21 protein-coding genes are annotated in these 24,363 nt (G+C 51.5%); 2 read left to right on the top strand and 19 right to left on the bottom strand.

The annotated features are described in order from the left end of the window. Positions 1-26: 26 nt before the first annotated feature. Positions 27-1,703: a glycoside hydrolase family 13 protein gene (locus PDUR_RS07780; RefSeq protein ID WP_042205775.1), complete on the bottom strand. Its 1,677-nt coding sequence runs from the start codon at positions 1,701-1,703 to the stop codon at positions 27-29. A 280-nt stretch (positions 1,704-1,983) separates the two neighbouring features. On the opposite strand from PDUR_RS07780, the gene PDUR_RS07775 reads away from it, so the two are divergent. Further along, positions 1,984-2,979 (top strand): LacI family DNA-binding transcriptional regulator, encoded by a 996-nt coding sequence (locus PDUR_RS07775; RefSeq protein WP_081949435.1) that lies wholly within the window; start codon positions 1,984-1,986, stop codon positions 2,977-2,979. 137 nt (positions 2,980-3,116) lie between these two features. Here PDUR_RS07775 and PDUR_RS07770 read toward each other — a convergent pair whose 3' ends face one another. From PDUR_RS07770 to PDUR_RS07700, 16 genes are all read right to left on the bottom strand, one after another. Then, a complete protein-coding gene (locus PDUR_RS07770; RefSeq protein WP_042205774.1) occupies positions 3,117-5,459 on the bottom strand; it encodes a xanthine dehydrogenase family protein molybdopterin-binding subunit in 2,343 nt (780 codons plus the stop codon). A gap of 17 nt (positions 5,460-5,476) precedes the next feature. Beyond that, on the bottom strand, positions 5,477-6,235 hold the full coding sequence (locus PDUR_RS28650) for a fibronectin type III-like domain-contianing protein (RefSeq protein WP_052410117.1): 759 nt from the start codon (positions 6,233-6,235) through the stop codon (positions 5,477-5,479). Continuing rightward, positions 6,138-7,712: a glycoside hydrolase family 3 protein gene (locus tag PDUR_RS07765; RefSeq protein WP_052410116.1), complete on the bottom strand. Its 1,575-nt coding sequence runs from the start codon at positions 7,710-7,712 to the stop codon at positions 6,138-6,140. Before PDUR_RS07765 ends, PDUR_RS28650 begins: the two co-directional genes overlap by 98 nt. 10 nt (positions 7,713-7,722) lie before the next feature. Next, positions 7,723-10,017, bottom strand: coding sequence for a xanthine dehydrogenase family protein molybdopterin-binding subunit (locus PDUR_RS07760; protein WP_042205773.1), 2,295 nt, complete (start codon positions 10,015-10,017; stop codon positions 7,723-7,725). 1 nt (position 10,018) lies between these two features. Next, complete coding sequence (locus PDUR_RS07755; protein WP_042205772.1) at positions 10,019-10,528, bottom strand: (2Fe-2S)-binding protein; 510 nt, start codon at positions 10,526-10,528, stop codon at positions 10,019-10,021. Positions 10,529-10,554: 26 nt separating this feature from the next. Further along, complete coding sequence (locus PDUR_RS07750) at positions 10,555-11,427, bottom strand: FAD binding domain-containing protein (protein WP_042205771.1); 873 nt, start codon at positions 11,425-11,427, stop codon at positions 10,555-10,557. A gap of 21 nt (positions 11,428-11,448) precedes the next feature. After that, the gene (locus PDUR_RS07745) at positions 11,449-11,883 is read right to left on the bottom strand and encodes an SRPBCC family protein (protein WP_025688391.1); all 435 of its coding nucleotides are present in this window, start codon (positions 11,881-11,883) and stop codon (positions 11,449-11,451) included. Between the two features lie 54 nt (positions 11,884-11,937). After that, positions 11,938-12,633 carry an isochorismatase family protein gene (locus PDUR_RS07740; RefSeq protein WP_025688392.1) on the bottom strand — a complete coding sequence of 232 codons (696 nt, stop codon included), beginning with the start codon at positions 12,631-12,633 and terminating at the stop codon, positions 11,938-11,940. Positions 12,634-12,645: 12 nt separating this feature from the next. Next, positions 12,646-13,017 carry a DsrE family protein gene (locus PDUR_RS07735; RefSeq protein WP_042205770.1) on the bottom strand — a complete coding sequence of 124 codons (372 nt, stop codon included), beginning with the start codon at positions 13,015-13,017 and terminating at the stop codon, positions 12,646-12,648. A gap of 88 nt (positions 13,018-13,105) precedes the next feature. After that, positions 13,106-13,921: a DUF3891 family protein gene (locus PDUR_RS07730; protein WP_042205769.1), complete on the bottom strand. Its 816-nt coding sequence runs from the start codon at positions 13,919-13,921 to the stop codon at positions 13,106-13,108. 22 nt (positions 13,922-13,943) lie between these two features. Beyond that, on the bottom strand, positions 13,944-15,209 hold the full coding sequence (locus PDUR_RS07725; protein WP_042205768.1) for an FAD-dependent monooxygenase: 1,266 nt from the start codon (positions 15,207-15,209) through the stop codon (positions 13,944-13,946). A gap of 33 nt (positions 15,210-15,242) precedes the next feature. Continuing rightward, the gene (locus tag PDUR_RS07720) at positions 15,243-15,935 is read right to left on the bottom strand and encodes a GntR family transcriptional regulator (protein WP_042205767.1); all 693 of its coding nucleotides are present in this window, start codon (positions 15,933-15,935) and stop codon (positions 15,243-15,245) included. Positions 15,936-16,075: 140 nt separating this feature from the next. Next, positions 16,076-16,912: a sugar ABC transporter permease gene (locus tag PDUR_RS07715; RefSeq protein WP_042205766.1), complete on the bottom strand. Its 837-nt coding sequence runs from the start codon at positions 16,910-16,912 to the stop codon at positions 16,076-16,078. Beyond that, entirely contained in the window at positions 16,913-18,268 is a 1,356-nt protein-coding gene (locus PDUR_RS07710; RefSeq protein ID WP_042205765.1) for a carbohydrate ABC transporter permease, read from the bottom strand. It abuts the gene before it with no gap. A 95-nt stretch (positions 18,269-18,363) separates the two neighbouring features. Beyond that, the gene (locus PDUR_RS07705) at positions 18,364-19,659 is read right to left on the bottom strand and encodes a sugar ABC transporter substrate-binding protein (RefSeq protein ID WP_042205764.1); all 1,296 of its coding nucleotides are present in this window, start codon (positions 19,657-19,659) and stop codon (positions 18,364-18,366) included. A gap of 23 nt (positions 19,660-19,682) precedes the next feature. Continuing rightward, the gene (locus PDUR_RS07700) at positions 19,683-20,801 is read right to left on the bottom strand and encodes an alpha/beta hydrolase (RefSeq protein WP_042205763.1); all 1,119 of its coding nucleotides are present in this window, start codon (positions 20,799-20,801) and stop codon (positions 19,683-19,685) included. Positions 20,802-21,218: 417 nt separating this feature from the next. Between PDUR_RS07700 and PDUR_RS07695 the strand changes: the two genes are divergently transcribed. After that, a complete protein-coding gene (locus PDUR_RS07695) occupies positions 21,219-22,091 on the top strand; it encodes a LysR family transcriptional regulator (protein ID WP_042205762.1) in 873 nt (290 codons plus the stop codon). 83 nt (positions 22,092-22,174) lie between these two features. On the opposite strand, the gene PDUR_RS07690 is transcribed toward PDUR_RS07695, so the two are convergent. Then, entirely contained in the window at positions 22,175-23,416 is a 1,242-nt protein-coding gene (locus PDUR_RS07690; protein ID WP_042205761.1) for an MFS transporter, read from the bottom strand. A 241-nt stretch (positions 23,417-23,657) separates the two neighbouring features. After that, complete coding sequence (locus tag PDUR_RS07685) at positions 23,658-24,347, bottom strand: GntR family transcriptional regulator (RefSeq protein WP_042205760.1); 690 nt, start codon at positions 24,345-24,347, stop codon at positions 23,658-23,660. Positions 24,348-24,363: the final 16 nt, after the last annotated feature.

The following is a 24,363-nucleotide window of genomic DNA, read 5'->3' as shown; positions in this document are numbered from 1 at the left end:
TCCTTTCCAGCCTTATTTTAACCAAATTACTGTTTTTGAGCCAGACGGTATACCCTTGCTTCGAACGGCTTCAGGTTGATCGTCCGGATGCTGCCTCCCGCAGGGGCCTCGTAATTTGCGAGCAGCAGTTCGGCGGAGCTGTAACGGACAGCCTTAGGCAGATGGAACAGCGCCTCTTCTGCGAACAGGTTGGTGATGATCAGCAGCTGGTCATCCTCAAGCGTCCGGGTATAGGCATAAATTTGCTTATTCTTCGGCAGGATCAGGTCATATGCGCCATAAACGGCGACCGGATGGCTCTTGCGCAAATGGATCATTTTTCTGTAATAATGGTAGATCGAATCGGGATTCTCAAGCTCGCTTTCCACATTGATTTCCTTGTAATTCGGATTCACCTTCATCCACGGCGTTCCCGCCGTAAATCCGGCCTGCTCTCCGGCAGTCCACTGCATAGGCGTTCGGGAATTGTCCCGCCCGTTCTTCCAGATGACCTCCATCAATTCTTCATGGGTCTTGCCTTCTTCCCTTTCAAGGCGGTACACAGTCTTCATATGCACATCGTCATAATCGTCGATAGACGGGAACTGCACGTTCGTCATGCCGATCTCCTGCCCCTGATAGATGAAGGGGGTTCCCTGCATCAGAAAATACATTGTGGCCAGCGCCTTGGCCGACTGCACCCGCAGCGCTCCGTCATCGCCGTAAGTGGATACCGAGCGGGGTTTATCGTGATTCTCCATGAAGAGCGCGTTCCAGCCGGAGCCTTCAAGCGCTTTTTGCCATTCGGTTAGCACCTTCTTGAAGGTTAGCAGATCGAAGCCGCTCTCCAGGCTCTTGTCCCACAGATGCATATGATTGAATTGGAACACCATATTGAACTTGCCTTTTTCCTTGCTGACCCACAGATCCGCGTCTTCCGCCGTAACCCCGCTCGCTTCCCCGACGGTCATGATATCGTATTTGTCGAACGTTTCCCGCTTCAGTTCTTCGAGGAAATCATGGATTCCTTCCCGGTTCATATGCCCTTCAAAAGCACTCACGTACCGCAAACCTTCCGGGTTCGGAAGGTCGGGAAAGCCGGCCAGCTTCTTGATGTGCGAGATGGCATCGATCCGGAAACCGTCAATGCCTTTATCCATCCACCAGTTGACCATTTCGTACAAATCCTGGCGCACATCGGGATTCTCCCAGTTAAGATCCGGCTGTCTCTTCGAGAACACGTGCATAAAATACTGGTCCGTAACCATGTCATATTCCCAGATGGACCCGCCGAAGATGCTGTCCCAGTTGTTCGGCTCCGCTCCGTCTTTCGGATCGGCCCATATATAGTAGTCCCGTTTCGGGTTGTCTTTGCTTGACCGCGATTCGATGAACCAGGGATGCTCGTCAGAGGTATGGTTGATGACCAAATCCATGATCAGCTTCATCTCTCTGCGGTGAACTTCCTCCAGCAGCTCGTCGAAATCCTCCATCGTGCCGAACTCATCCATAATGTCATGATAATCCGAAATGTCGTACCCGTTATCGTCATTGGGCGACTTGTAGATCGGGCAGATCCAGATCACGTCGATCCCTAGGTTTTTTAGATAATCCAGCTTGCCGATAATTCCCCGCAAATCGCCGATTCCATCACCGTTGCCGTCCATAAAACTGCGGGGATATATCTGATAAGCCACCGCTTCTTTCCACCAAATTCGTTCCACTGCTGTCAGCTCCTCCAACCTGCTTTTGGGAAAATTTTTTCCTATTTGCAGTATAGAACGAATCATTTTTCCCGGTCAAGTCCATTTGGAAATAGGATGCCGCCGTGTTATGATAAATATAGAAGACAGCTTATAAAACACTGCTAAAACACCGTAATCGAGCTATTCTATAGCTGACCGGCTTATAAATTTTTGCGATTTTCCGCGCTGATCTCGTCTTCCATTCAGGAAAATATTTTCCCATCATGGGTATCTTATTGTTCGGAGTTGTGGTGCTAAGATGAAGGTAACGATTAATGATATTGCCAAAATGGCTGGAGTTTCCATCTCAACCGTCTCCAGGGTAATCAATAACAGCAAACCCGTAAACGAGGAAGTCCGGCAGAGAGTGATGGAAGCCATCAAACAGACCCAATACCGTTCCGGCACTCCCGCGGGCGATGTCGCCAAGACCGATTCCGCGTTGATCGGAGTTATTGCCCCCCAGTTCAGCCAAACGGTGCTTAACGATATGGTAGCGGGCATTGAGTCGGTTTCCAGGCTTTATGGCTATGAGCTGCTTATCGGGCTGACGGACGGAACGCTTGAAAGCGAGCTTGATCATTTGACAAGGTTCGGGAACATCGAGTCGCAGGGGATTATTTTTGTCGGGTCCATGCTGGAACGAAGGCATGCCCAAACGATTGAAGCGGCGGGAATCCCCTGCGTTGTGATCGGACAAATCTCTAATATTCCATCCATTCCTTCCGTCCATGTGGATAATATCACCGCTTCCTACGAAGCCGTCACCTATCTCATTCAAAAGGGGCACCGCCGCATCGCGATGATCCGGGGAATAGGCGACGAGGGCATTGGAAACGACCGTTATCAGGGATTCCAGCAAGCGATGAGCGATGCGGGCCTTTCCGTCCGCGAGGATTGGGTTGTGAATAGCGCGCTCTCTGTAGATGACGGGATGAACGCGATGCGCCAACTGGCGGAAACCGGCGAAATGCCAACTGCAGTATTCTGCTCAACGGACTGGATGGCGATCGGGGCGATGAATTATGTATTGGATCAAGGCATGCGAATTCCGGAGGACATAGCTGTATTCGGGTTTGACGGCAGCTATCTGTCGTCCATCTTCCGTCCCAAGCTCTCTACGGTGGAGTATTCCGCAACGGAAATCGGCATGACCGCTACCCGCAACCTGATCAAAATGATTAAGGGCGCTTCGGATATCCCGCAGCATTCTAATGTAACGCATTATCTGGCGATTCGCGAAAGCACGAGCTAAAGACGGGCTGGAGTCCATCCGGGCATTCCCATTTCCGCAAAACAGCAAGCTTCCTGTCGGTACGGAAGCTTGCTGTTTTTATGAATTCGGGCATTTCAATTGCCAGGCCCATTTCACGCTTACGGAAGCTTGACCTATTATTGAATCGCAACTTCACCCTGCTCCAACGCCGCTTTGCTCAGTTGCTCCTTCAGATACAAAGGCTTAACAGGAATTTTATGAATTTTGACGCCGGTGTGCCGCAGCGCATCCTGAACGGCCGACTGGATGACGGCGAGAACCGGTATCGACCCGCTTTCGCCCGCTCCTTTGACGCCAAGCGGATTCAGCGGAGACGGCGTTTCAATATGATGAATCGTCATTTCCGGAATTTCCGTGGAAGACGGGACGAGGTAATCCATCAGGCTGCTCGTAAGAAGCTGCCCTTCCCGGTCGTAGACAATTTCTTCATATAAGGCGTTGCCGATTCCGTTCGATATGCCGCCCTGATACTGTCCGGTTACAATCAGCGGATTAAGCAGCTTGCCGCTGTCGTGAACCGATAAATAATGCAGCACTTTGATTTGCAGCGTCTCGGGCTCCACCTCGACGACGGCCATATCGGACATCGACGTAATGGCCGCACCTTCGGGAGCAAAATAATCGGTCGCTTCCAGCATCGGGTCGGTTGGAAGATCGTAGGTTTTCCCCGGAGCGCCCCCTTTGGCCGCATGGGACAAGGCTCCCAGTGAAATGTGTATACTCGGCTCATCTTTGTGCCGGACATGCCCGCCAGCCAGCTCAAGCTCGCTTTCCGGAACATTCAGTTCATGCGCAGCGAGCCGGAGCGCATGCTGCTTCACCATCTGAGCCGCCTTGTACACCGCGTTGCCCGCAATGGTCGCAATTCTGCTGGCGAATGTACCGGTGCCGTACGGAAAGAGGCTCGTATCGCCTTCCCGGACGATCACCTTCTCCAGCGGGACATCCAGCACTTCCGCCGCAACCTGGGCCAGTGACGTTTCATGCCCCTGCCCCTGGGTCGCGGCGCCTGTAAACACCGTCACTTCGCCCGTATCCTCCACGCGGACGGTCGCCCCTTCATAATTGCCGAAGCCGGTGTTCTCGATACAGACGACCGTTCCGATTCCGACATTTCTGCCCTGCTTCCGGTACTCCTCCTGAAGCATGCGCCAATGCGCGTACGCCCCTTCCGACTGAACGGTTTCCACAAGCTTAGGAAAATTGCCGCTATCGTAAATCTGGGGCTTCCCGTCTCTTGACAAAAGACCGGTGCGATACGGAAATTCATCCGCCTGAATCAGATTGCGGCGCTTTATTTCAAGCGGGTCCATATTCAGTACATGTGCCGCTTCATCTAGCAACCGGTTCAGAATCATGGCCGCCTGCGGTCTGCCCGCTCCCCGGTATGGCGCGAGCGGAACCGTATTCGTATAGAAGACGTCGATATCGCAGGCATAGTTGGTCACGCGGTACGGGCCGGGGATCAGTGAAGATGTAATGATGGGAACGATAACTCCCCAGGGCACGTAAGCGCCCGTACTTGCCAGGCCTTTATCGATTACCGCCACAATTTTGCCTTCACGGGTTACGCCCAGCGTCGCCTCGTGAATCTGTTCCCGCTCATGAATGCAGCTCATCATATGCTCCATCCGGTCCTCGATCCAGCTTACCGGCGCGCCCACCTGAAGCGACGCCCACGGGACGAGCATATCCTCCACGTAGAATGGAGCCTTCGCGCCAAAAGCGCCTCCGACATCCGGGGCAATGACGCGAACTTGATGCTCCGAGATCCGGAAAGTTTCCGACAGAATTTTGCGCATTTCATGCTGGCTCTGCGTTGCAGCGTATACTTCCAGCATAGGTTCCGGCTGGTGATAGCTCCACTTCGCCATCAGTCCGCGCGTCTCAATTGGCAGACAGCTCACCCGGCCGATTTCAAAACGGTGGCTGACGACGACATCGGCCTCCTTCATCTTTTCATGGGCGTTACCGATCGACTGACTGATTTTCATCGCTACATTGGATTCCATATGCCGGTGGGCCAGCGGCGCTCCGGGACGCGCGGCATCTTCCAGAAAGGAAACGGCAGGGAGCTTCTCGTATTTGATCTTGATCAGATCGACTGCGTCTTCGGCGATATATCTGGAGGTTGCGATTACCATAGCAACCGGCTCTCCAACATGGTGAACGGTTCTGTCAAGCGGCCGCTGGGTAACAGATATCAGGTTGGGATTGGGAAACACAACCGGCAGGCAAGGAAGCTCCGCCGCCTCATCGGGGCCGAATACCGCTACCACGCCCGGCAGTTTTCTCGCCTGCTCCAGGTCAATTTCCGTAATATGGGCATGTGCGTGCGTGCTCCGCAGAAAAGCCGCGCTCAGTGCCCCGTCCAGCTGAATATCGGCGATATATCGTCCTTGTCCCCTGATCAATCGCGGATCAATTTTCCGTTTCATGGGCTGACCTATATACTTCATACCTTCACCTCCACAGTCTATAGACCGAATAACTCTTCCATCATCCGGCCGGACCAGCGCTCCGCCGTTCCGTCCCTGGACAGAAGCTTGATAAATCTCCACAATGGCATCTCTAGGAAAAAGCCTCTCAGCTTCCCGGCCAGAATCGTCTCTTTCAGGTTCTCATCTTCCGCAACATGCTCAGCCAAGTAGCGGACAGCCTGCAAGCCTCGCTCAGTCTTAAGCCACTGCTTCAGAAGGCTGTTTGCGTCAAGCGTTATTTCGGTCTTGCCGGTGAATTCAATATGAACGCGCGTAGACAAACGAATGTCGCGCGAAGAAGCGCCAATGGACAGAACAAAGTCTCCACTGTCGGCCGTCCAGCCTCCGGCAGCCGGATGGTAATAGGAGAAGTCGCGTTTTTCTAATTGCAGTGTAACGGTCTGTGTTTCACCTGGTGAGAGTTCAACCTTAGCGAATCCCTTCAATTCCCGGTCCGGACGAACCAGCTCGCAATCCGGGTCGGAAACGTACAGCTGGACAATTTCTTTCCCGCATCTGCTCCCGGTATTCGTTACCTTGACCGACACGGCGAAGCTTCCCTCTTCCGGTTCCCCGACAACCTCAAGATCCGTATAATCAAAGCTCGTGTAGGATAAGCCATACCCGAATGGAAACAACGGCTCAATCTCCTTGCGGTCATAATAACGGTATCCGATAAATAATCCTTCGCCATATACCGTCTTGCCGTTGTCGCCGGGAAAATTCAGATAAGACGGATTGTCCGACAGCTTCACCGGAAGGATTCACCTCCCCGAACAATAGACGAGCCAAGGCACTGCCGCCTGCCTGCCCGGGAAGCCATGCCTCAAGCACGGCGGACGCATCCGAGATCCACCCGCGCATATCTACGGCAGACCCGTTATTCAGCACAACAACACAGGATTTATGAACAGATGCCACAGCTTGCAGCAGCGCTGAATGTCCGGCAGGTAAATCCATGCTCTCCCTGTCGTTTCCTTCAAGCTCCGTGCTGCCCGCAAACAGAAGGACGACCTCCGCCTGAAGAGCTGCACGAACCGCTTCAGAAAGCAGCCCCTGGTTGTCCGCGCCATCCTCATCATAGCCATCCGCATAGATAATCTGCGTCCCGGGGTCCAGCATTTTTACAATCTCGTCGAAAGGAATTTCCAGGCATGACGGATTGATACTGGAGCTTCCGCCGCCCTGAATTAACGGGTACTTCGCATTTCTTCCGATAATTGCGATTGAAGGCAGCCCGGACGGCTCAAGCGGCAGAAGGCGATTGTCATTCTTGAGCAGCACCATGCTCTCTTCGGCCGCTGTCCGGGCAAGCCGGTGGGCTTGCTCCAGGCTCCAGTCAAGATCGTCAGGAGCGGGCCCCGTGCTCCCAAGGCTTTTCTCCACGGCCGACAGCACATTCAGAACCGCCCCATCCAGTGCCTCCTCGGCAAGCTCGCCCGAGTGCAAGGCTTCTTTGAGCTGCTTGGCGTTTGACATGGCAGGGCCTGGCATCTCCAAATCGAGTCCGGCCTGAAGAGCTTTTACCCGGTCATTAACCGCCAGCCAGTCGGACATCACGAACCCGCTAAAATTCCATTCCCCGCGAAGAATATCTGTCAGCAGCAACCGGTTCTCCGAAGCATAGGTTCCATTTACTTTATTGTAGGAGCTCATAATCGACCAAGGCCCGGCTTTCTTGACCACACGCTCAAAGGCAGCCAAATAAATCTCCCTCATTGTTCGTTCATCCACTTCCGAACTGATCGTCATCCGCTCGAATTCGGTATTGTAGCAGGCATAATGCTTCAGTGACGTGCCGATGTTCCGGCTCTGAACCCCTCTGATGAACACCGCAGCCATTTCTCCCGCCAAGAAGGGGTCTTCCGAATAATATTCGAAATTCCGGCCGCACAGAGGCGAGCGCTTCATGTTAATGCCGGGTCCCAGCAAGATTTGAACGCCCAGCTGCTGGCATTCTCTCCCCAGGCTCACGCCGATCTGTTCCATCAGCTCCACATTCCAGGAAGAGGCCAGTCCGGACGAAGTCGGGAAACAGGTGGCCGGCTTGCTGAGGCCAAGCAGCGTGCCATCCTGCTCCTTCCTCACTCCATGAGGGCCATCAGTCATGCAGAGCGATGGAATCCCGAGCCGTTCAACAGCGCTCGTGCTCCAAAGATCTTTTCCCGCGACCAAGCTGATTTTCTCATCCAATGTCAATTGCCCAAGCCACTTTTCCGCCAGTGAACTCATCTCGCTGGGATCACCTCTCCGGCTTCATTTGTTTGAGCGCCTCACGGATCCGTTCGGGCCGAAGGGGGAGAGACGTAATCGGAATAGCGTATTCCTGCAGCGCGTTTACGATTGCATTGGCAATCGCGGGAGCTACGGCTACCGTTCCGCCTTCTCCCGCGCCCTTTACCCCTAGCGGATTCAGCGGCGAAGGATAGTTCTCCAGAATTTCGGTTGTAACCTCCGGCACTTCCATCGAGGTTGGAATCAGATAATCCATGAAGCTGCCGGATACAAGCTGCCCGATTTCATCATATTTCAGATTCTCGTAAATGGCGCCTCCGAGTCCCTGGGCCATTCCGCCAATGAGCTGGCCCTCCACGAGCATCGGGTTGATCGCTTTGCCGAGATCATAGGCAATATAATAATTCAGAATTTGCAGCGCCCCCGTGTCGGGATCAAGCTCCACTTCGGCTGCGTGGCAGCCGTATGGGTAAGTCATATGCTCAATATGGAACGTGTATTTCTCACACAGCGAAATGCCAAGGTCCGAGCAAACAGGCAGCAATTCCTCCAGCGGCATGGCCGCCTGCCCCGTCTCGGCGTACACTACCCCCCCGTTCTTGAGGGCGAGCATGTCCGCCGGAACCTCAAGCTGCCCGGCCGCAATGTTCAGCAGCTTCTCTTTCAACAATCCGGCCGCGTGCCAGGCGGCCGATCCGCCAACAACCGCTCCGCGCGTGGCGAATGAGCCGTTGCCCTTCTCCACAAGCGCGGTATCGCCGTGAACGACGCTGACATCGCCGTAAGGAATGCCAAGCTGATCGCTGCAAATTTGCGCCAGTGTCGTTGTAATCCCCTGACCGACCTCCGTCAGGCCGGTCTTGCAAATCACCCGGCCGTCCGGCCGCATCTCCACCTCGGCAAATTCCCACGGGCCAAAGCCCGACTTTTCCACAAAGGAAGCAAAGCCAAGGCCGATAAAGCGGCCTTCCTGCCTGGCCCTGGACTGCTTCCCGGCGAACTCGTCCCAGCCCATGAACTTCCGGGCGCGGTCAAGCGTCTCGGCATAGTCGCCGCTGTCATATTCAATGACTTGACCGAGAGCGGACAGCCCGTTGCTGTAGGGCATCTGTTCGGGACGAATGTAATTTCGTTCCCTGACTACAGTGGGGTCCAGCTTCAAATGCGCGGCGACCATGTCGATGACCCGCTCGCGGACAAACGTCCCCTCGAACCGTCCCGGCCCGCGGTACGTTCCAACCGGCGTCTTGTTGGTCAATACCAGATGCGTTACGATTTCAATGTCGCTGAAATCGTAAGGCCCGGGCAACATAGCCTGGGTCAGAGACGGCACGGTCGTGCCATGCGTTCGGATATACCCGCCCTGGTCGAAGAAGACTTCATCCCGCAGCGCATAAATCCGTCCATCGCCGTCAAAGCCGACCGTTACCCGGTGCTTCTGTTCTCTGGAGTGGTTGGTCGCTTTGAAATGCTCCAGACGGTCCTCGATCCATTTAACCGGACGCTTCAGCCGCATGGCGGCGAACGGGATTAAATAGTCTTCCGGGTAAAATTCGCCGCGCGGCCCGAAGCCGCCGCCGCAATCCGTTTCGACCAGCCGGATTTCGTCGATATTCTTATTTAGGAGCCGCGCCATCAGCTGATGATTGAAATGAACAACCTTCGCGGCTCCGTATACCGTCAGCCGCTCGTCCTCATCGCATAGCGCAAGCAGCCCTCTCGTTTCCATCGGAATGCCGGAGTGCCGCTGCACGTAAAGCTCCTCCTCCAGTACATGCTCGCATGTCTTCAGCCGCTCCGCCGCATCCCCCTTCTTGCCGTGAATCAGGTACATTTCATTCGTACCCGCATCGGGATGAAGGATCGGCGCCTCCGGCTCCAGCGATTGAACCGCATCCGTAACCGGAGGCAGCACTTCATATTCGATTTTGATTAAATCTGCGGCGTCCTCGGCCATATAGCGGTTCTTCGCCACAATAACGGCCACCGGGTCGCCCACGTAACGGACGCGGTCTTTTGCCAGCGGATATTGCAGAGCCTTTTCAAGGATCGGGTCCGGAGACAGCCGCATCGGGATCGGACGCAGGTCGTCCGGCAGGTCGGACGCCGTCAGAATCAGGAGCACCCCGTCAAAGCCCCGGGCCTCTTCTACGTCGATGGAACGAATGATCGCATGCGCATGCGGGGAGCGGATGATCACGGCTTCGCATTGATCCGAAAATTGCAGATCGCCGACATATTGCCCTCTGCCCGTTAAGAGATTATAATCCTCCAGCCGTTTCAGACTTGCCCCAATCGACATGTCACTCCGCCCTTTCCCTCATTTCTTTAGCCGCGTATTCCACCGCATCGACAATCCCCTGATATCCTGTACAGCGGCATAAGTTGCCGGAGATCGCCTCGCGGATTTCCTCACGGCTCGGGTCCGGATTATGCTCAAGCAGATGACAAGCCGTCATCAGCATGCCCGGCGTGCAAAATCCGCATTGCAGTCCGTGCTTCTCCCAGAAGCCCTTTTGCAGCGGATGAAGCTCCCCGTCCTCGCTTTCCAGTCCTTCAACCGTCACGATGTCCGCCTGATCCGCTTGCACGCCGAACACGAGACAGGACCGGACGGGCCGTCCGTCCATTGTAATCGTACAGGCTCCGCATACGCCGTGCTCACAGCCCACATGCGTACCCGTAAGTCTGAGGATGTCGCGCAGGACATCGGACAACAGCATGCGAGGCTCCACATCAACCGTGTATTCCTTATGGTTGACCTTTAACGTTATCGTCTTCAACCGGTTCGATTCCGCGGTTTTTTCCGTCATGGACGCTCATCCTCCCTTTCTTCCTGTCAGGCCAGTTTTGCCTCGTCTGCGGCTTTCTTCAGCACTCGGCGGCTTAGCGCCACGCACAAATCCTTGCGGTACTCCACGCTGGCGTGAATATCCTTCTCCGGCTCGACCATATCCGTGATTGGCGCGCAGCTCTCCTCGAACAACTCATCGCTCGGAGCGTGGCCGATCAGCTCGTCGGTGACATCGTCCAGCTTGACCGGAACGCCGTCCACTCCGCCGATGCAGAGCGCAGCGCTCTCTATCAGACCTTCCTCATCCAGCGTAACGGAAGCTGCGGCGATAATGATCGCGAAGTCGCCGCTGCGCAGGGTAAACTCTTCAATCGCATGGCCTGTCCGTTCCGCAATAACGGGAAAATGCACGGATTTGACAATTTCATTAGGTTCAATCGTTGTCGTCATATAGGTCAGGAACAGCTCCTCCGGAGTCAATTCCCGCTCTTCGCCGCTCGACACGACGGTTACTTTCCCGCCCAGCGCAGTCAGCATAACCGGAAGCTCCGCCGTAGGGTCCGCGTGCACGATGCTGCCGCCAATCGTTCCACGAGAGCGAATCTGCGAATGCCCGATCAGCTTAATGCCTTCCGCGAGCATCGGGCAGCTGCTTCGAATCTCTGCGGAGTGCTCCACCATGTAATGACGGGTCAGCCCCCCGATGACAATCTCGCTGTCGCCGACTTCAATTCCGGTCATGCCCGGAACGCCGTTAATATCAATCAGAACCGGCGGTCTGGCCAGCCGCATATTCATCATCGGAATCAGGCTTTGCCCTCCCGCCAAAATTTTGGCGTCATATCCGAACTCATCCAGTAGCGATAAGGCTTCATCCAATGTTTCCGGTTTATAATAATCGAACGCTGCGGGTTTCATTGTATGCGGCTCCTCCCTTCCCTACACTTCCTTCGCAAGCTTCTTGAAGAAGTCTTTCACAATCATCTTGCCGATCCCGGACAGAATGCGCTGGCCCACTCCGGCAATCAGGCCGCCCACCTGGGCCGTTCCGTCATATTTGATAATCGTCACCGAATCGCTCTCGGACTGAAGCTCAACGCGGGCGTCGCCTTCAATGAATCCGGCCGGACTGTTCGCCTTCATGACAAGGCGGTAATTCTCCGGCTCATCCTTGTCGAGAATTTTAATCTCCGCTTCATAGCTGCCGCGCACCGCCGCAATTCCGATCGTAATATCGGCCTTGTACGTATCCGGCTCCGTCTCCGTAATCGAATTGCAGCCGGGTGTGGCCTTTTTCAGCACATCCGGATCGTTAAGCGCCTTCCACACCGCTTCTTTTCCCGCCTTCACCTTTACTTCACCCTGAACCTCCATAAGTATCCTCCATTTCTGCTGCCCAAGTTTATTGGTTAACGGCTGCTTGTCCTATTAAACGCTCAATGGTTTCAGTTCCGCGATTACTTCGGCTACCGGCACGACATCCGCATATTTCTGCTGCATATCGAAGAGATTGATCGCATGAGAGGCAATGCCGCGGTCAAACGCGCATTCCTCCGGCACAATGACTTTGAAGTTGTTGGAAAAGGCATCAATGACAGAAGCGCGCACACAGCCGCTTGTCGTACAACCCGTCACGATGACCGAATCGACATGACGGGCTGTCAGGTATGACATCAGCGGCGTTCCGAAGAACGCGCTCGGCTTCTTTTTGGAGATGACGATTTCGCCGTACTGCGGTTCAAGCTCGCTGACCACCTGCGCTCCCTTTGCGCCTTCAAGCAGCTCGGGGTGATCAAAAATGTTGCCTTTAATGGCAATCCGGTCATTCGGCGCGGACCTGCTGCCCTCAATAATCGTGAAGAACACCGGAATTCCTGCCTGCCTTGCGGCCGTGAGCAGTTCCTTGATATGGGCAATTGCTTCCCAACTGCTTTCCCCGCAGCTTGTCGGATATTTCTGAATGGATTCCTCGATACTCTCCGGTGAATCTCCTGTGAATCCGTACTGCACATCTACAATAATCAGGGCCGGACGGCTGCCGATGCCCATCGCATGGCCAAGACCGGCCTTCGCATATACCCTCTTGTCCCGTTCATCCAGATAGTTGTCCCAGATTCGCGCCATGAGCAATCCTCCTTATCCGTAGGTAATAACCCGGTCATGATCGACGGTCAGACGCACCAGCACATTCGGTTCCGCAAGCTGGGCCTGCTTGCCGCTTAGCTCCTTCTCCGTCATCCCCCGCGCTCCGCAGGATATCCGGGAGAGATAAATGGCCCCTCCGCCTTGAATAATTGCATCATAGGATTCGCGTACTGTCGTCACGCCGTCTCCCACTCCGATCACGCTGTCCAGGATGTCGTCGCGCAGAAGCTGAACGGCGCTCCCTGCAAGAAACATAGAGACGAAATGTCCTTCCTGAATGGCGGTCTTGGCGATAAGAAACGCCCGATCGGCCTGAGTCGGCGCTTCAGGTCCATGTGTAAGATGAATTAAAATTTTGGCCATGCCATTTCCCTCCTTGTCATTTACAACCGCAGGTCAGACAAACTTGCAAAATGCCGATATATATGCAGGTCCGGTATGGAATCCATGCTCAAGCTTCTGCCGGAACCAGCTTCCAGACAACCTCCTCGGTCTCGGCCTTCTCCATCACTTTATAAAGCTCCTCATGCGAAGCGTAGCGGGTATCGGGAATTTTGCGCCGCAGCACAGTCGTTTCCACAACCGAATCGAACGGGAACGGATCGACGGCAACACGGCCGTCCCCCTGCCCCTGAACCGTAATCATTTCACCCTCGGAACCAAGCGTCCGGCGAACCGGACCAAGAACCCACTTCTCCTTCGTGTCCTGAGTAAGCATAGATACGTACTGGGACAAGCGGTCCATCATCTGTACCAATTCATAGTTCATCCACAGGTTATCTTCAAACAGACTTCTTCGCTCCGCGCGGTTCCACAGGGCCATCTTCAGATCGACCCATTCCTTCTGCTGTCTGATCGTATTCTCGTCAATAAGCGAGGCCAGTTCACCTGGAATTTTAAATGTAAACGACGGATCATACCCGAACCGGTTGGTGTACAGACCGATCCAGTGCATGCCCACGAGCAGTCCGGCATACGGGTCTTCGTCCCTGACCTGCTCATATCCCTTGCCGTAGAACTCGACATGCTGGAGCAGGTTGACGCTTAAGAATGGAACGGGTTGTCCGGTTTCCGGGTTGAACAGTATTTTCGTGTCCGACTCCACCCAGCCGATGTCATGCTTCTCGACGGCCAAACACATCGACTCAAAATGATCCGGACGCCGGAATTGCCCATTTCCCCAGCGGCGCGCAACCTGTCCGGCCTGAACGGAATGATGGTATTGGTTGACAATGTGCAGATGCTCGTCATATTTTGTAATGAACATAAGCGGCTCTCCCTTTCGGCGGTTAGTCGGCAAAAACAAACGATGGATCAATGTCGAGCGGCTTCTCTCGCGTATAAAGGCGCTTGTACGTATCCGTGATGTCCGGGAGCTTGGTGCAAATGCTGAAAATATGAGGGGCCAGATCCTTCTTGACGGGCTCCCGGGTCAGGAATCTTTCCAGAGTTACCTGAAGATTCTGAATCATCTTCACCTCGTCCTTGCGTCTGGCCTGAACCTGCTTCAGCGTTTCAAGCGACAGGTCGCCGGTACGGAACCCTTTATAAATCACATCCGCCGCAATAATTGCGGTCCCCATCGCTAGTGTGCTGCCAACCGCTCCCCAGGGAGTGACGCAGTGGGCGGCATCGCCGATCAGCAGGCAGCCGTCCTTGGCCCAGTCCTTGACATACCGCATTTTGCATAACAAGAGAACAAAGGACTTGAAGTCTTCCATCGGCTCCACATAAGGTTTAAGAATGGGCAGGTCTTCGAGAATCCGGCTTTTGAAGGCTTCAATGCCTTCTTCCTTGATTTTCTGAAACTCGCCCCTTGTGAGCGAAATTCCGCATTGGATGAGTCCGCCCAGCTTGGGCAGGAAAAGATAATTGTAGTTTTTCTGGAAGTAGAAGTGGTAAATGTTATAGTCCCATGACTCCGGTTTCTCAAAAGAGAACCACAGCAGGTCATTCACATAATAGTCGAGGTCCAGCTCGAAGCCGGCGAGCTTTTCCATCGTTGAATTCCGGCCGTCCACGGCTACCGTTACCGCCGCGCGAATATCGAATTCCCCTTCCTCCGCCAGCTCCTCCGCGTTTGTAGAATCCCCTGCTGTTCTCACCGCATGAACGCCGATGATTTTGTCGCCGTCTTTAATCAGGTCTTTCACTTTCGTATTAAACAGGAGCTTAAAGTTCGGGTAGTGCCGTGCCTTCTCCAAGAGGGCTGCAAGCATCGTCGGCTGGGTCAGTCTGGCACAGTAGCTCTCCTCATCAATTAAGGTATCAAAGGAAAGCTGCATGATTTCCTTATGATCGTGGAATACAACCACTTCATTGATCTTCACATGGTCGTGGCTCTCGATATAGTCAAGCAGGTTAAGCTGCTTCATCATCTGGACAAAACGCGGCTGGGTAATTTCCCCGCGATATTCCCTGTGAAAGTCCGCATTCTTCTCCAGTACGATCACGTTAATTCCCTGTTTGGCGAGCAGCAAGCCGAGCAGCATTCCGGCAGGACCGGCTCCAACAATGCATACGTCTGTCTTCACTTCGTTCTTAGGCGTCTCCATAGATGCGTCACCTCTCCCTTCCGTACCATCCGTTTAACTTTTTCGAAGTTCTCCTGCCATTTGCAGCGTGCCTGGCGGATCTATGATGAGTTTAATGGAATCCCATACATGCTCCTGCATCCGGGAACGGGCCAGCTTCGGGTTCCGGGCCATCAACGCATCCAGAACGCCCTGGTGCTGATGGAAGGTGCTGAAATGCCGGTCCTTATTGCGGCTCCATGCCATGACTTGAATCCAGTTAATCCCCACTCTTAAATGCTGGAGCGTATTTTTTAACGAGAGATTTCCGCTGGCCTCCACGATGAGATCATGGAACTGGTTATTTAGCTCAACCGCTTCATCGGAGCGTTCCGTCTCAAATGTCCGGTGCAGGTAGAGAATCTCCTCCATCTTGCCGAACATAAGCTTGCTTCCCCGCTCGGCCGCGAGCTCCGCAGCAAGACCCTCAAGCTCGGCGCGAAGCTCGTAATAATCCTGGATTTCTTTCGTAGAGTATTCTTTGATACGGACGCCGTGATGGGGGACCAATTCAAGCACCTGCTCCTGTACAAGCATTCTCAACGCTTCCCTGATCGGTGTACTGCTGACACCAAGCATCTCCTTGAGCTGGCGCTCCCTGATCCATATACCCGGTTCAAACTGGCCGCTCATTACGTAGTCAAACAATCTTTTATAGACGGCCATGGCTGTTGTTTCTTTAACTAGCTTGTCGGGCTGCTGCGTCATTTGTATTCACTCCTTGCCTGTCCGGGTTCGGCTTCCTGTCCCTAAAAAAACTATATTATATATAATATATATTGTTAAATATCAATTGCTTATGTTCCGATAAAGTTGATGAATGTTAGATATACCGGGACTCCAGCGGTTCAGCCCTTTTCGCCGCCTGCAGTCAGACCGTCCACCAGAAAGCGCTGCATGATTATAAACAAGAGCGTGATCGGTATGGCGATCAATACGCATCCGGCAGCGAACACCGTAAAGTCGTTCGAAAAATTGGTGGTGATCATATCGTACAGCCCGACAGCAAGCGTCTTCGTCTCGGTTGAGCTTAATACCAGTCTCGCAAAAATAAAATCCGTGAATGTGCCTGTAAAACTAAGAAGCGCCATATACACGACCATAGGCGTTGACAACGGTGCGACGATACGGAAAAAAACACCCAGATGATTCGCTCCATCGATACGGGCGGCTTCAACGAGCCCTTTAGGGATCGTATCGAAGTAGCTTTTGGCAAACAGGAAGAACACCGGCGAGCCTGCCACATAGACGATGATGACGGCCAGATGCGTGTCCAGCAGATTCATCATGTTCAGCAAGATGTAAACGGCGATCATGCTCATGAAAGAGGGGAACAGCCCGAGAACAAGCAAGGTGCTCATCAAGGTTTTACGGCCGCCGAAACGGAAGGTGGAGAATATATATCCGGTCAGCAAAATCAGAATCGTCATAAAAATCGTGCTGATTACGGAAATTTTGAGCGAATTCAAATACCAGAGCCCGAAATCGTATTTGGCGAACAATTCCTTGTAGTGAATGAACGTTACCTGCCGGGGAACCAGCGTCTCGCTGAATAACGAGCCCCCAAGGCGCAATGAGGACAGGATGACCCAAATGGCGGGATAGATGGAGATGATGCCAACGATGATAAGAAAGGTATAAACAGATGTGATGCTGACGATTTTTTTCGGTTTTACACCATCCATTTATTTAACCTCCTCTTCCTTGAACGCTTTCGTATTGCGTATGCTCCAGACGGCAAAGAACGACAATATAATGAAGATAAAAATTCCAATAACCGAAGCAAAATTGTATTGGCCCTGATCAATGGTCAGTTTATAGATCCAGGTAATCAATATATCGGTATGGCCGGCGAATCTGAAATCCGAGCTGCCGGGCTTTCCTCCGGTGAGGAGAAAGATCAGGTTGAAATTGTTAATGTTGCCGACGAACTGCATGACAAGCAGCGGCGCCATCGAGAACATAACAGCCGGATACGTAATCAGCCGAAGCTTTTGGAAGCCGCTTGCTCCATCGATATCGGCCGCTTCATACATATCGCTTGGAATGGTGGACAGGATTCCGATAATCATCAGCATCATCACCGGGAAGCTGAGCCAGAAGTTCACAATCACCAGCGTTATTTTCGCCATCGTCGGGTCGGAAAGCCAGGGTACGACGGGAAGTCCCAGCATTTTCAAATATTGATTGATCGGACCGAACTGGCCGTTGAAAATGTTCTTCAGAATCAAAGTTGAAACAAACGCTGGAATGGCGTAGGGCAGAATGAAAAGCGTCCTCCAGAATGATTTCAAACGCACCTCTTTGCGCTGCACCACAAGAGCAACGGCAAATCCGCCGATAAAGCTGGTCAGCGTGGTCAGCAGCGCCCATACAAATGTCCACAGCGCCACCGAATACAAGGTATGGCTCCATGACTTGATGACGAAAATATCTTTAAAGGTCTTGAAGCCCTGCCAATCAATCAAATGAGCGGGCGGCTGATTGTTGATCGTGTAATTCGTAAAAGCCAGCAATATCATGAATATAATCGGCATAATGGTGAAGAACAGTATCCCCAGCATGGGGATGGAAATCGCGATTTGCGGGAACCGGTATTCGGCAACGTATTTCAGGCTTTGTACGAACGTGCTCGTTGCTCCGCCTTCTTCTCTGATTTTTCCGGTACGATACGCATCTTTAATGTTCAAAAAATAGATCCAAGCAAACACAATCAACAAGAATATGGTAATCAGTCCTTCGACCAGAAGGAAGATGGAATGATCGCCCATAACTTGCTTGTATATTTTCCCTACTTTTTCCAGGTGCCTTTCTTTTTCGCCCAGCGTAACAATACCCCAAACGGCATGCGGAAGCCGGGTAACCGCCGTATAGATCCCGAGAGAGGAGAAGATCAGGAGCATAATCCCTTTCCCGTATTGGCGGTTATATAATTGGCCAAGACCCATGAGAAGAACAGACAAGACCGCCGCAACCTTACGATGTTCGACAACCTTGTGAGGCTGATATACCCCTTCCAGCGTCTTGCGGTGCTCGTACATGTAGCCAACTCCTTTAAAAATCGTAATGGATACCCCCGGCTAGCTTCTGCCGGGGGGAATTTACTGCTAACCAAGCGTATAAGCCATCCGTATCGTTACTGACTTCCGGCAATCGAATCCTTCAAGCTCTGTGCGGCTTTATCCAATGACGTTTTGACGTCGGCACCGTCCCATATTTGTTCAATGGCTGGCGTGAATATGGTATCGTTGTACGCCAGAACCTTCATTTCAGGAATAATCGGGTAAAAATGCGATTGCTTCAATTGGCGGATGAAGCCCAGGGTAACCGGATCATCCTTGTACAGCTCTTCATTTTGCAGGTTTTTGGCCAAAGGAAGAAATCCGGTGACTTCATTAATTTTCATCTGCATTTCTTCCGACATCAGGAAGTTGGCGAACAGCTTGGCGGCGTTCGGATATTGCGTATAAGACCCGACGAAGAATCCGCCGACGCCGGTCATTACCGGAGCCATTTTTCCGTCCGGCAGGTTGGGCAGCGGCATGGACTCTACTTTGAAAGGAAGCTGCTTGAATCTTCCGCTGTTCCACGTTCCATCCATAATCATGGCGATTTTACCTTGTTCCCAGAGGCTGGTCTTAACGTCACCGGACGCATCGGCTGCTTTTAAAGGTAAAATTTCTTTCAGGCTCTGGAAATATTCCAACCCTTTAACCGCGCCCTCGTTATTGATGCCAATATCGTTCGCGTCCGTTCCGTCTTTGCCGAAATAATAACCGCCCTCCGCAGCCATAAACGGATAAGCGCTGTCCTTGGAGTTAGCTTCAAAGAAAAATCCGAATTTATTGTTTTTGACATCGTTAAACTGTTTCGCAAAAGCTTTAATGTCATCCCAAGTTTCAAATTTGGCATCCTTCACCAAATCCTTGTTGATGAATATGGCGGGCAAATAAGCATAGCTGGGGTAACCGTAGAGAATACCGTCCCACGTAAACGACTGGATCGCCTCTTCAAGCATCATATTTTTGGTATCTTCTTCAAAATAATCATTTGGCAGCACACTGCCCGATTTCACGGCATCTCCCAAATCAAGGCTGCCAAGGACAAAGACGTCGGCGCCTTTTCCGGCCGGGCCATCGGCTTTATATTTATTCAGGATCGCGTCGTAACCGACATCTTGAAGCGTCACGGGAATGTTGTATTTTTTCTCGAATTCTTGTACCGCATATTCAGAGAAAGGAGTCTTGGGGTGCCAGAATATAAGCTTGGCGCCAGGTTCAGGAGTCAGTTCGTCCGATGCCGCCCCTGCCGGAGCGCTGCTGGAATCCGGGGCTTCAGATTGCTGAGCGGAATTCGTGGAGTTTCCGCCGCATGCGGCCAAAGCAAACATCAGCATGAGGGACAATATTACCAATCCAACTTTCTTCGTCATTCCCGATCACTACTCCTTATTGTTCAATTAAGTTCGAAGTATTTTCTGATTCCTTCGGCAATTTCATCGAGACAATCCTCCGCTTGAGGGTACAGTCCGAGCTTGTCCAGGAAACCGTGATTGGTTCCGTTATATTGGATCAGCCTCGTCTTGACCCCGTATCTTGACAGCTTTCTTGCATAGGCTTCAGCTTCCAGCCTCAAATAATCGTATTCGGCTGTCAGGATCAGAGCTTCCGGCAGACCGTCCAACTGTTCCGCTAATAATGGGGAGATGTAGGGGATGGATGCGTCCAAATTTCTCGCGTATACCTGCCTGATGACTTCAAGATTGCCCTTGATCTCCTGAAGACCTGGCATGATAAACTCGTGATGCCGGTTAATGACATACTCCTCAATGCTCCAACTGAAATCGTCTGTAACGGCTTCGGCATTATTGACGACGGGATAAATCAGCGCCTGGTACTTGATCACTTCCGTCCCTGACTCCTTGTCCTTCAGGGCGCAGGCGGCTGCGAAATTTGCTCCGGCGCTGTCGCCCGCTACCGTGATTTGGTTTGCGTTTACGCCAAGTTGTTCGGCACTGCGCCAGGTCCAATACACCGCATCGAGACAATCGACGAATCCGGCCGGGAACGGATGCTCGGGAGCAAGCCTGTAATCCACGGAGACGACAACGGCGCCGGCCTTCTCCGATAGAGCTTTACATGCATTTTCCATGCCGTCCACGGTCCCACCGACAAATGCCCCTCCATGAAAAAACACGATGGCTGGCAATTGCTGCCTGTTCCCGGGCCTATATATACGGATGGGGATGCTGCCGTTCGTTCCGTTAATGGAAAGCTTCGACTGCACGATATCCGTGCGGGTAATATCCTTGCTGCCCGAGCCCAGCATGCCGGATCTCATCCGGAGGGCAAGCTTTTCAAATGCACCAAGGTCCGCAGATTCCGGTTCGCGCTCTTCGGCCGAAGCTTTACTCTGCTGCTGCTGTTGTACACTTAACACTCTCGGATCAAGCTCGCCTTCGTTATCCGAATCCGGAATTTTTTTAACAACAAAGTCGTATCCGTCTTTAACCCGGGCAACTGATTTTGCACGAAGAAGAGAAAGCAATTCTGTATATTCGCCGGGTTGGTTCAAAGCTTCTCACTCCCTTTCTTATCGCAATCCTCCTGTAGTTGTTTTTTATCTTAGGATGTATATGAAGGTGTCGGACGACACTCACATTTTAAAAGAAATAGATTAAATTTTAATATTCTCTGTTAAGGGGATTATAAAATGCATTATATATAATGTTAAATATGAATCCCTTATTTCCAAATAAATAATAAGCATGTTAGGTAGGGTTTTCTGACAAAAAGATATGATTAATGTCACTTATTATGACGCAACAAGCATTTTATCCGATAAAAATATGAATAAATCATGGACTAAATATTATATATGATATATATTGTTACATAGAAGAAGGTTTCGAGGCTGTTGTGAAGGATTTGCAGGTTGTAACCCGTGTTACTAATATTTTCACATTGTGTTATCAGGGGGGAATTCTTGACCATGAACATCGTGCATCTGGAGACTTTCATCATCGTGTGTAAATACGGTAATTTTACAGAGGCGGCCAAGCATCTTTACGTCCCTCAACCAACCGTAACCAACCGCATCAATCAGTTGGAGGATGAGCTCGGTCAAGAGCTTTTTGCCAGAGGAAAGTCAGGAAAACGAAATGTTCAGCTTACACGTGCGGGAGAGAGGTTCCTTCCTCATGCCCAATCTGTCATTGATACGCTCAAGATGGCCAAGCAGGAAATTACCCATACTACCTCGTTGTCGATCGGAAGCTCGGTTCCCCTCAGCCACCCTCTCATCTATAATGTTATTCAGGATCTTTCCAATCTGAACGAGCATTTGAATATCCATTTGATCTTCCTGGAATCTTCCAGCATTTTGAAAGCACTGGTTGATAATGTAGTGGACGTCGCCTTTACAACCGATTTAATGATGAACACCTGCTATCAGAGCTATCCGCTTGGCTCCGAGGAGTTCAACCTGATTCTCCCGGCTGATCACCCGCTGTCGAATCAGCCCTTGCTGGAGAACTTCACATGCATGGAAGAAGAGAATATCATATTCTATGAGCCCTACAAGAACAGCATCGCGGATTTAACGGATCTGAATTTTAAAAAGAAGCTTTATTCGAACCAGGTTGAAGTGATCAAAAGCTTGATCCATGAACAGCACGGAATCAGCTTTCTTCCCCCCATGATTCTTGAGAAGGAAATCAAAAATAACGAAATGGTCAGTATTCCGTTATCGGAGAATATTCAACTGAATAAAATCAACTACTATTTAACCTGCAATAAAGAGAATTTATTGAAAAAGGGGATTCATTTGAATCAGGAGAACTGGACCTTCAAAGAGGTTGTCTAGCTGTAAAGTTTATACGTAGCGAGCAGAAATATAAAAAGGCCATGAGTCTACAAATGTAGAAACATGGCCTTTTGTATTGAAGCTTACAACGCTTGATCCAGAGATGTCTCACCTTCATCCATGTTCAATGCAGGACGAGTCTCTTTGCCCAGAAGAAGTACACTGAGAGCACCGATGACAATAAAGCTGCAAAATATAGCAAAGATAGTACCGAAGGTAACCTCTGCCGCTATAAGATACCCAAGCATCAGCGGCCCTAAAATCCCGCCTATACGTCCAATAGCCGAAGCCATTCCAGTACCGGTTGAACGAATTTTAGACTCATATTGCTCCGGGGTATAGGCCCAAATGGTGCCTATTGCTCCTACATTGAAGAAGGAAAGGAGAATACCGCATATCATAAGCATAGACAGCGAATCTGCAGTGCCGAAGAAATAGCCGCAAAGGGCTGCCATGATTAAGTAGGTGATAATAACGAACTTGCGTCCCACTTTATCAATCAACCAGGCAGCGCTTAGTAAGCCGGGTAATTGAGCCAGCGTCATAATAAGAACGTATCCAAAGCTTTTGACCAGAGCAAAGCCTTTCAGAACCATCACTGACGGCAGCCATAGAAACATGCCATAGTAGGCGAAGAAGACACAGAACCATAAGAGCCAAAGCATGATCGTGGATTTGGCATATTTACTCGACCAGATGGCTTTCATATTTTCTTTAATGGAAGGCTTCTTTTTCCTTGGTTGCCGAAACGATGGTGAATCCGGAATCTCCCGCCTTAAATATACGGTATAGAGGGCTGGTAACGCGCAAATCAGCAAAGCCGACTGCCACCCAAATTTAGGTATTACAAAATAGGATATAACCGCCGCCAGAATCCATCCGGCAACCCAAAAGGTATCTAACAAAACGATGGTTCGGCCGGAATGCTTCTCGGGAATGCTTTCAGATACTAACGTGCTTGATACGGGAAGCTCTCCTCCCAGTCCTAAACCGATAAAAAAACGGAGAATAAGAAATACCGTGAATGTGGTTGCTAACGCGGAGAAGCCACTGGCAAGAGAAAACAGTAACACGGTAGCCAATAATATCGGCTTACGCCCAACACGATCGGCAAATATTCCTGCTAACAGAGCGCCGACCATCATTCCTAAAGAATTGACGCTCCCGATCAATCCTACCTGCTGGGGCAACAAATTCCAATCTTTCATTAGAGCTGCACCAATGAATGCGATAATGCCCACATCCATTGCATCAAAGAGCCAGCCAAGTCCTGCAACGAACAACAGTTTCTTTTTAGCCACCGGTTTGATTATGGTAGTGCCCATGTCATTCCTCCTCGTTGGTTAGGGACCCGATTCGTCTCGGTATACCTTCTTTTTCGCAACGATGAATTGTCATCGTATACTTATTTAAATTTTAAAATATATTATATATAATGTTAAATATCAATTATGTATCTCCAGATAAAGAATATGAATGTCAACAACAAAAAAACATGTACACGAGGACCATAAGCCGAAACTCCTGGTCTTGGTACATGTCTGACTTCGTTCTATCTGCTTGATACTATTCTCCCGCTTGCTCACTTGCGTCTTCTTGCCGCGATTTTAGCATTAAGCTGATCGTATCCCATATATGCTCATGCATTCTGGCCTGGGCAAGCTGAGGGTCCCTGTTCACAAGCGCCTCCCAAATCCCGCGATGCTGGTGGTCGGTAAGCGCATGGCGTTCTTTATTCCGGTTCCATGCCATCACCTGTATCCAGCTAATTCCCGCACGCAAATGATGCAGGGTGCTCTTCAGCGCGAGATTCCCGCCGGCCTCTACAACCAGATCGTGAAACCGGTTATTTAATTCAATGGCATCCGTGGCGTGGCCGGTATTCCCGCCATGAGCCTGCTCAAGATTCAGGAGATTCTCCATCTGCTTGAAATGCGTGCTGCTTCCCCGCTCGGCGGCAAGCCGGGCCGCCATTCCCTCCAGTTCGGCGCGAAGCTCATATAAATCCTTCAGCTCTTTCACCGACAGCTCCTTGACCCGAACGCCGTGATGGGGAACAGATTCCAGAATGCGTTCCTGCACCAGCATGCGCATCGCTTCACGAATCGGCGTGCTGCTTACACCCAGCATCTCCTTCAGCTCGCGTTCCCTGATCCATTCACCCGGCTGAAATCTCCCGCTCAGCACCAGATCATATAACCGTCTGTATACAGCCATGGTCGTTGTTTCTTTAACAAGCTTATTAGCCAAGTCCATAGAGTCTTCCCTCCAG

Source organism: Paenibacillus durus, assembly GCF_000756615.1.
Lineage (GTDB): Bacteria > Bacillota > Bacilli > Paenibacillales > Paenibacillaceae > Paenibacillus_AQ > Paenibacillus_AQ durus.
Note: the sequence above shows the minus strand (reverse complement) of the source record. Positions and strands in the feature narration are given on the sequence as shown.

What these genes read in the sequence shown, in the direction of transcription:
- PDUR_RS07775 (WP_081949435.1), top strand. Translation starts at nt 1,984, where the DNA reads ATGAAGGTAACGATTAATGATATTGCCAAAATGGCTGGAGTTTCCATC.
- PDUR_RS07765 (WP_052410116.1), bottom strand. Translation starts at nt 7,712, where the DNA reads ATGAGTTCACTGGCGGAAAAGTGGCTTGGGCAATTGACATTGGATGAG.
- PDUR_RS07690 (WP_042205761.1), bottom strand. Translation starts at nt 23,416, where the DNA reads ATGGGCACTACCATAATCAAACCGGTGGCTAAAAAGAAACTGTTGTTC.
- PDUR_RS07730 (WP_042205769.1), bottom strand. Translation starts at nt 13,921, where the DNA reads ATGTTCATTACAAAATATGACGAGCATCTGCACATTGTCAACCAATAC.
- PDUR_RS07760 (WP_042205773.1), bottom strand. Translation starts at nt 10,017, where the DNA reads ATGTCGATTGGGGCAAGTCTGAAACGGCTGGAGGATTATAATCTCTTA.
- PDUR_RS07705 (WP_042205764.1), bottom strand. Translation starts at nt 19,659, where the DNA reads ATGACGAAGAAAGTTGGATTGGTAATATTGTCCCTCATGCTGATGTTT.
- PDUR_RS07715 (WP_042205766.1), bottom strand. Translation starts at nt 16,912, where the DNA reads ATGGATGGTGTAAAACCGAAAAAAATCGTCAGCATCACATCTGTTTAT.
- PDUR_RS07725 (WP_042205768.1), bottom strand. Translation starts at nt 15,209, where the DNA reads ATGGAGACGCCTAAGAACGAAGTGAAGACAGACGTATGCATTGTTGGA.
- PDUR_RS07740 (WP_025688392.1), bottom strand. Translation starts at nt 12,633, where the DNA reads ATGGCGCGAATCTGGGACAACTATCTGGATGAACGGGACAAGAGGGTA.
- PDUR_RS07720 (WP_042205767.1), bottom strand. Translation starts at nt 15,935, where the DNA reads ATGACGCAGCAGCCCGACAAGCTAGTTAAAGAAACAACAGCCATGGCC.
- PDUR_RS07755 (WP_042205772.1), bottom strand. Translation starts at nt 10,528, where the DNA reads ATGACGGAAAAAACCGCGGAATCGAACCGGTTGAAGACGATAACGTTA.
- PDUR_RS07770 (WP_042205774.1), bottom strand. Translation starts at nt 5,459, where the DNA reads ATGAAGTATATAGGTCAGCCCATGAAACGGAAAATTGATCCGCGATTG.
- PDUR_RS07710 (WP_042205765.1), bottom strand. Translation starts at nt 18,268, where the DNA reads ATGTACGAGCACCGCAAGACGCTGGAAGGGGTATATCAGCCTCACAAG.
- PDUR_RS07745 (WP_025688391.1), bottom strand. Translation starts at nt 11,883, where the DNA reads ATGGAGGTTCAGGGTGAAGTAAAGGTGAAGGCGGGAAAAGAAGCGGTG.
- PDUR_RS07695 (WP_042205762.1), top strand. Translation starts at nt 21,219, where the DNA reads ATGAACATCGTGCATCTGGAGACTTTCATCATCGTGTGTAAATACGGT.
- PDUR_RS07685 (WP_042205760.1), bottom strand. Translation starts at nt 24,347, where the DNA reads ATGGACTTGGCTAATAAGCTTGTTAAAGAAACAACGACCATGGCTGTA.
- PDUR_RS07735 (WP_042205770.1), bottom strand. Translation starts at nt 13,017, where the DNA reads ATGGCCAAAATTTTAATTCATCTTACACATGGACCTGAAGCGCCGACT.
- PDUR_RS07750 (WP_042205771.1), bottom strand. Translation starts at nt 11,427, where the DNA reads ATGAAACCCGCAGCGTTCGATTATTATAAACCGGAAACATTGGATGAA.